Raw genomic sequence first — 7,244 nt, 5'->3', positions numbered from 1 at the left:
TGTCGGCAGCCGGATACTTCACAGGACGTGAAGATTGGAGGTGTTCCCGTTGAGCCCGAGCCTGAACCGTTCTTTATGCTATGGCCCATGAACGGCCCAGTCGCCAAGCCAACATATAAAAAAAGAATAAGGAAACGCTTGCGGGTAATGAAGCCTACGTCAATACCACTTGCCTTACTATTGGGAGCGGAGCAGTACGACATCACCATCGCCATCATCAAGAGTAATGTTTGCCATTTCCCGAGATTCCACGCTGCGCTATCCTTACCGGCCAGGGGCCGGCGTTCCTGCAAGCATTGTATAACAGCGCAACGCCTGCGTATTTGCAGAACACCGCTTGCTCGGAATGACAGGGGGGAGGTCGCCGCAGGCGACCGAAGAATCCCCTACTGGAACGGCCCGGCAATACCAGGCAGTCCTCTACCCAATGCCTTGAAATTCATGGGTGCAGTGGATATAATTGATTTGCAATATTGTGAACAGGATTTTGGAAGGGCACAGGACGCCGCTTGCCGGTTTGCAAATATTCCAATTTCATGCAGGTGGCATCAGATGAGGGGTTCTTTCCAGGAGAGGGGTTTGCGGTTGCAACTGCAAATGCCACGAAAATAACGGAGTAGCAGCAAGCTTTTTGCAGTAGAAAGATTGTTTGCATTGAACAGGTTGCCTGCAAGGGGTAGAAAACGCAGCAAAAATGACGGGGAGCAGAACATGAACAAAACATTGATAGGTATGGCCCTGGTTGCACTGGTTTTGATTGTGATATCATTTTTCCAGGGAGGTTTCGCGCTGGTCGGCGAGGGATTCATAGTCAGTGGAAAAACAATGTTGGAGGTATTCCCCCTTGTAATCATAGCTTTTACACTTGCCGGTTCGGTTACTTCATTGATTTCAAAAGAAATGGTGACCAGGTGGCTGGGGGAAGGGGCAGGCTGGAAGGGGCCGTTTCTGGGAACCTTGATGGGTGCCCTGGTTCCCGGCGGGCCTTTTTTCTTTTACCCGTTGATGGCTACACTCATCGTTTCCGGAGCCAATATTGGTACCATGATCAGTTTTGTGGCGGCCAAAACGCTGTGGTATGTGGGCCGTGTACCGATTGAAATTGCTTTTGTCGGCGTGAAAACAACCCTCGTGCGTATTCTGATTACCTTTGCCATCCCCATCGTGGCGGGAGCGGCTGTAAATTTCTTGTTGCCCGGTTATGCAGAAAAAATCAGGGAGGAAGTGCTGCAACTGCAGATGAAAGGAAAAAGAGCGGAACCGGAGGAAGCAGAATGATCAATGCACTCATCATATTATCATTGGCAGCCGCGATATTATTGTTTGTTGCTTACAGGCAGGGCAAACTTCTGGTAAGCCTGAAAGAAGCCAGGAAATTGTTTCTGGCCACCTTGCCCCTTCTGCTATGCGCATTCATTGTCGTCGGGTTCATGAACATATTGATACCGGAGAAGGCATTGCAAGCCTGGCTGGGGGCGGAATCGGGCTGGAGAGGTATAGTCGTCGGGCCTCTTATCGGCGCACTGATTCAGGGAGGCCCCTATGCTTTTTTCCCCCTGTTCGATGCCGTTTTTCGAGAAAGTGCAACGATAGGGACCGCGATATCGATGATCACGGCCTGGGGGATGATCAATGTCGGACACCTGCCCTATGAATTTACTTTTTTGGGGTCCCGTTTCGTGATCCTCAAGTATGCCCTTTACATAACAGTACCTTCCCTGGCCGGCCTGCTGGCAGATTTATTATTCGGTTAGCTGTTGGTGTGCAACCGAACTTGCAACTTACAATGCTGCACCCATTGCGATTGACGGGCTTGACCGATCTCTTCCAGGTATGTTATAATATTCTGAATAGTGTGCCGATTGTGACACTGCTTTGTGCCGAATGGGAGGCATGGACCGATGATCCACCCGAGAAATCGGCAGTTGAAAGAGAGAATTCTTTCCGAACCGTACACGATCTGCGTGGAACGTGCCCGCTATTACACCCGATCATATCGTGACACCGAAGGAGATCCCCCGGCCTTGCGGGCAGCGAAGGCTTTTGCCCATACGCTGGAACAGATGAGTGTTTATATCCTGGAAGAGGAGAATATAGCTGCACAGCGGGCCTCTGCTCCCGTGGCAGCGATCATCCCCATCGAGCGGGGCGACGCCAATATGATCCTGGAACTGGAACTCGATATGATCACACGATCGGGTTCTCGCCCTTTCCACATCGAAGCGGATGAACGCCGGGAATTGCAGGAGGAGATCTTGCCCTACTGGCGGGGTAAAACGCTCAGTGATCGTAAAAGAACGCTCTACAGGGAACATGGGCTTTTTTTCCGGCCGTCCCGGAGCCTGACGGGGCGTTTCCGTCTGTCGCGGGGCCTTGATCTCCGCAAGCTGCTTGACTTCGTCTCCGTGCCGAATCCTTCACTTGCCTATGCCAAACGGGGGATAGAGGCGGTTCTCTACAATAACCCGGCGCTGCTGACAAATGTTTTCGATGTGCAGGGGCATCTGATCCTGGGACAGAAACATGTCCTCAACGAGGGGCTGGCCGGGATAAAGGAGCGTGCCGCCTACCGCCTGGAAGAGGCACGTGCGGAAGGTGACAGCGAGGGTGAAGCTTTCCTGGAAGCGGTGATGATCAGCTGTGAGGCGGTGAGGGCTTTTGCCCTGAGATATGCCGGAGAAGCAGAGCGCCTGGCAGATGAAACCGCCGATCCCGGCCGCCGCGAAGCCTTGCACCGTATTGCCCGTTATTGCCGGCATGTGCCCTATCATCCGCCGCGCTCCTTCCGTGAAGCTGTGCAGGCGCTCTGGCTTACACAGGTAGCAGCGCATATTTCTTACGGCATGGCCGGGGTGCTTTCTCCCGGCAGGATCGACCAGTATCTCTATCCATTTTATGCCGCTGATCTCTCCGCCGGCGTTATCACGCCGGCCGAGGCGGTGGAGTGCCTGGAGGAATTGCTGATCAAGTTTTCATGCGGTCTGCTGCTGCTGCCTTTCCTGGGCAAGAAGACGGCGAGTGAGCTGGGCAGCGATACCTCTTCACCCACGGTGGGCGGTTTGACCCGTCAGGGGGAAGATGCTGCAAATGAGATTTCCTATCTTTCGCTGGAGGCGTTCAACAATGTCCGGAGCATGGGCAACAGTTTTACCATCCGCCTCTCGCCTCACAACCCTGTTTCGTTCTGGGATAAAGCCGTCGAAACATATCGCCATACTTCGGGGGCGGCCCTTTACAACGATGATGCGGCGATCGCGGCACTGCAGGAGTGCGGTTACAGTGAAGAGGAAGCCCGTGATTACGGGGTTATCGGCTGCGTGGAACCGACAGGTGACGGGGATACTTTCGGCTGTACATCGGGAAATGATCTCTGCATCGCCGCCGCCCTGGAGATGGCCTTGTTGGACGGTGCTCTGCGGATCATGGGGAAGCATATCGGGCCCCGCACGGGTGATCCCCGCGACTTTGCCAATTTTGGACAGTTCATGGAGGCCTTCAAAAAACAACTGCTCTTTCTGATCGATATCGTGGCTCGCTGCACCAACCTCAAGGATGAAGTTTACCGTCAAGAATTTCCCAGCCCTTTCATCTCGGCCACCCTGGCCGGATGTGTTGAAAACGCCCGCGATATGACTGCGGGGGGTGCCAGATACAATTTCGAGTCTATCGGGGGACGCGGTCTGGGCACCGCCATCGATTCACTGGCGGCAATCAGGCATTTTGTGTACGAGACGGGGGAACTTTCCATGGATAGGCTGTTACGGGCCCTGGATCGCAACTTCAAAGGGGAATCGAAATTGCATGCCACCCTGGCCACCCGGGGCCCCAGATATGGTTGCGGTGATGAGCAGACCGATGCCCTGGCGGCTGAAGTGACGGATTTTTTCTGCCGCGAGGTTGCGGCGAGACGAAATATTCACGGCGGTCCTTTCCGGCCGGGGTTCTTTTCTTACGGCCTGCATGTACTGGACGGGTTGTTCCTGGGGGCGATGCCCAACGGGCGCCTGGCGGGAGAGCCGGTCAGCAATAGCTTCAATCCCTCCAATGGTTCGGAAAGCAACGGGCCCACGGCGATGCTCAGATCGGTGGCAACCAACGACCATCGACTTATCGGCAACGGTTATGCTCTCAACCTGAAGTTCTCCCCTTCCATGTTCGAGGGCAGTGAACGGCTGGGGAAAATCCGGGCGCTGGTGCAGGCCTTCTTTGAAATGGGGGGAATGGAACTGCAGATCAACGCGATTGACAACGACACCCTGCGCGCGGCCCAGGAAGATCCGGATCGTTACCGTGATCTCGTGGTACGGGTTTCGGGTTATGCCGCTTATTTTACCGATCTGGGCCGGCCGGTACAGGATGAAATAATCAACCGCACCGAATTCAGTCGTTTGTAGCAGTTGTTTCATCTGTTCCCGTTACGTTGCCGGCAATGAGTGAGGCCGGGTTTCAGGGGTGGGTTCGGGTTTGTTCCGGTTCCGGATTGCTGCTTTGCCTGCTGTTCTGTCCGCTGCTCCCGGAACCGGAGCGGGAGCTGAACATGGGCGGGTTTCCCGCCGGGTCTGCAATGATGCCATGCAAAACAATCAACGAACGGCCATTATCACCGACATACAGTTCATGTCCACGGAAGATGGCCCGGGTATCCGCAGCACTGTCTTCATGAAAGGTTGCCCGATGAGGTGCCTCTGGTGCCAGAACCCGGAAACATTTTCCATGGAACCCGAGTTGTTTCACGACGCGCTGCGCTGTATCGATTGCGGCACATGCCTGCAAGTTTGCCCGCAGGGGGCGCTGCGGAGGGGAGAGCGAGGCCTTGTTTTCGGCAGCTCCTGCCGCCGCTGCCTGCAGTGCGTGGAGAATTGCCCGGCCCGGGCGATACGGGTTTTCGGGGAAGAGGTGGGAGTGGATGAGCTCCTGACAGAATTGATCCGGGATAAGCCATTCTACCGACATTCCGGTGGGGGGGTTACCTTTTCCGGCGGGGAATGTTTGCTGCAGCACCGCTTCCTTCTGGCAGCCCTTTCGGCGCTGAGATCGGAGGATATTCATGTCTGTATCGATACCGCGGGATGTGTCAGCCCGCAGGTGTTCAAGGATGTAGCCGGGGAGGCGGATCTGGTCCTCTATGACCTGAAGACCATCGACCGGGAGAAACATAAACTTTTCACCGGGGCTTCCAATGAGGTTATCCTGGAGAATGCAGCCTGGCTTGGCGGCTCCGGTATTCCTTTCCGGATCCGGGTGCCGATCATACCGGGGTATACTTCCGGCGAGGAGGATATCAAGGCCATGGCGCATTTCATCAGGGATGAGGTGGGGCCGGTGGAGCGGATCGATCTGCTAGGCTACAACTCCCTCTGTGTGGCCGATTACGAGCGATTGGGAGTTGACTACCAACTGAAAGAGGTTCCCCGGGTTACAGAAGAGGCCATGGTCCGTCTGCAGGAAATCATGATCGGCAGCGGTGCCCGCCGGGTAACCATCTCCAATTATGACTCCTGATACTGCCATTCCTGCCGGAATCATTCAATTCATTCATTTGACCGACTCCCCATGGTCGGGGAGAGAAAATTTTTCCACGCAGGGGGGAGCAGGTCGGTCCGATTTTTTGTGGATAGCAAGCTAGCGGACGTTACGGAAATGCCCCGGGCAGCAGATGGTTATTTATTTTATGTCCATACAGGAAAAGAGGGAATAACGTAGAAATAGATACGAGCGGAAAGTGATCGTGTCATGGATCGAACCAAATTCAAGGGAGACAGGAGGGTTTCAAATGATCGGGAAATACAGGAAGTTTTTTTCATGGTGCCTGCTTCTGATCACGTTGGCGGTGTTTTCCGGTATCGGCAACATTTCCTTTGCTTCCGGAGCGGTAAACATACCTGATAAAAAATTGGAGGGAGCGATCCGGGAGGAATTGAAGAAACCGAGCGGCGATATCACGGAGGCGGATATGGGGTCATTTACCAAATTGAGTGCGTTTCGGCGCGAAATATCTGACCTGACCGGCCTTGAATATGCGACCAACCTGGAGAACCTTTCCCTGTGGGAAAACGAAATAAGCGATATTGAACCCCTTGCCGGCTTGAAAAAATTGAAGCTTCTTCAGCTGGACAACAACCAGGTCAGCGATATCAAGGCGCTTTCCGGTTTGGAAAACCTGGAGGAGCTTTTCATGCGGAGCAACTTGATCAGCGATATCTCCCCTCTCTCCGGTCTGGCCAAACTGGAGGGGCTTTACCTGTGGAACAACCGGATCAGCGATATTCCTGCCCTTTCCGGCCTGGCCAGCCTGCGGAATCTTGAGCTGTCGAATAACCAGATCGAAACTGTTTCCGCTCTTTCGGGCTTGACCGGCCTGGAAAGGCTTGAACTGGAGGGTAACCGGATCAGTGATATCTCACCCCTTTCCAGCTTGACCAACCTGGGGATGCTTGCTCTGTGGAGCAACCGGGTCAGTGATATCAAGGCACTTTCCGGCTTGAAAAATCTGGATGAGCTTTACCTGTGGAATAATCGGATCAGCGATATCTCCCCTCTTTCCGGTTTGACCGATTTGTGGGATCTTGACCTGTCGAACAACCAGATCAGCAGTATTTCCCCTCTTTCCGGTTTGGTCAACCTGGAGACTCTTGATCTGGACAACAACCGGATCAGCGATATATCCGCTCTTTCCGGTTTGAAAAAGCTGGAGGGACTTTACCTGCGGGACAACCAGATCAGCAATATCTCACCTCTTTCCGGCTTGACCAAACTGAGGTGGCTTTACCTGTCGGGCAACGGAATCAACAATATCTCCCCTCTTTCCGGTTTGACCGATTTGTGGGATCTTGACCTGTCGAACAACCAGATCAGCAATATCTCGCCTCTTTCCGGTCTGACCAAACTGAGGTGGCTTTACCTGTCGGACAACGGGATCAGCAATGTTCCCGATCTTTCCGCTTTGACCGATTTACGGAGTCTTGACCTGTGCTACAACGAAATCAGCAATATTTCCTTTCTTTCCGGTTTGTCCGACCTGGAAATTCTTTACCTGGCGGTGAACAAGATCGGCAATATTTCCGTTCTTTCCAACTTGACCGAACTGCGAGGTCTTGACCTGAGCCACAACCCGATCAACGATTTCTCTGTTCTTTCCGGTTTGCCCGGCCTGGAGAGTCTTTATCTGGCAGGGAACCGGATCAGCGACATTTCCTTTCTGTCCGGCTTGACCGAACTGTGGGACCTCGACCTGAGCCATAACC

The 7,244-nt window shown here is 53.9% G+C and carries 5 protein-coding genes; all 5 read left to right on the top strand.

Annotation, left to right across the window (positions count from 1 at the left end; translation table 11 throughout):
• Positions 1 to 711: 711 nt before the first annotated feature.
• Positions 712 to 1,278 carry a hypothetical protein gene (locus tag GX364_08690; protein NLI70924.1) on the top strand — a complete coding sequence of 189 codons (567 nt, stop codon included), beginning with the start codon at positions 712 to 714 and terminating at the stop codon, positions 1,276 to 1,278.
• Positions 1,275 to 1,754 (top strand): hypothetical protein, encoded by a 480-nt coding sequence (locus GX364_08685; protein ID NLI70923.1) that lies wholly within the window; start codon positions 1,275 to 1,277, stop codon positions 1,752 to 1,754. The genes GX364_08690 and GX364_08685 overlap by 4 nt, the downstream gene beginning before the upstream one ends.
• 147 nt (positions 1,755 to 1,901) lie before the next feature.
• Complete coding sequence (locus GX364_08680; protein NLI70922.1) at positions 1,902 to 4,394, top strand: hypothetical protein; 2,493 nt, start codon at positions 1,902 to 1,904, stop codon at positions 4,392 to 4,394.
• Positions 4,395 to 4,464: 70 nt separating this feature from the next.
• Complete coding sequence (locus GX364_08675) at positions 4,465 to 5,502, top strand: glycyl-radical enzyme activating protein (GenBank protein NLI70921.1); 1,038 nt, start codon at positions 4,465 to 4,467, stop codon at positions 5,500 to 5,502.
• A 271-nt stretch (positions 5,503 to 5,773) separates the two neighbouring features.
• Positions 5,774 to 7,244 (top strand): hypothetical protein (locus GX364_08670; protein NLI70920.1); only part of this gene is annotated, 1,471 nt, incomplete at its 3' end.

The organism is Bacillota bacterium, assembly GCA_012518215.1.
In the GTDB taxonomy this organism is placed as follows: Bacteria; Bacillota; Dethiobacteria; order DTU022; family PWGO01; genus JAAYSV01.
This window is presented reverse-complemented; position numbering and strand designations above follow the sequence as displayed.

Excerpts from the sequence above, each read along its gene's own strand:
- GX364_08680 (NLI70922.1), top strand. The coding sequence starts at position 1,902 with ATGATCCACCCGAGAAATCGGCAGTTGAAAGAGAGAATTCTTTCCGAA.
- GX364_08685 (NLI70923.1), top strand. The coding sequence starts at position 1,275 with ATGATCAATGCACTCATCATATTATCATTGGCAGCCGCGATATTATTG.
- GX364_08690 (NLI70924.1), top strand. The coding sequence starts at position 712 with ATGAACAAAACATTGATAGGTATGGCCCTGGTTGCACTGGTTTTGATT.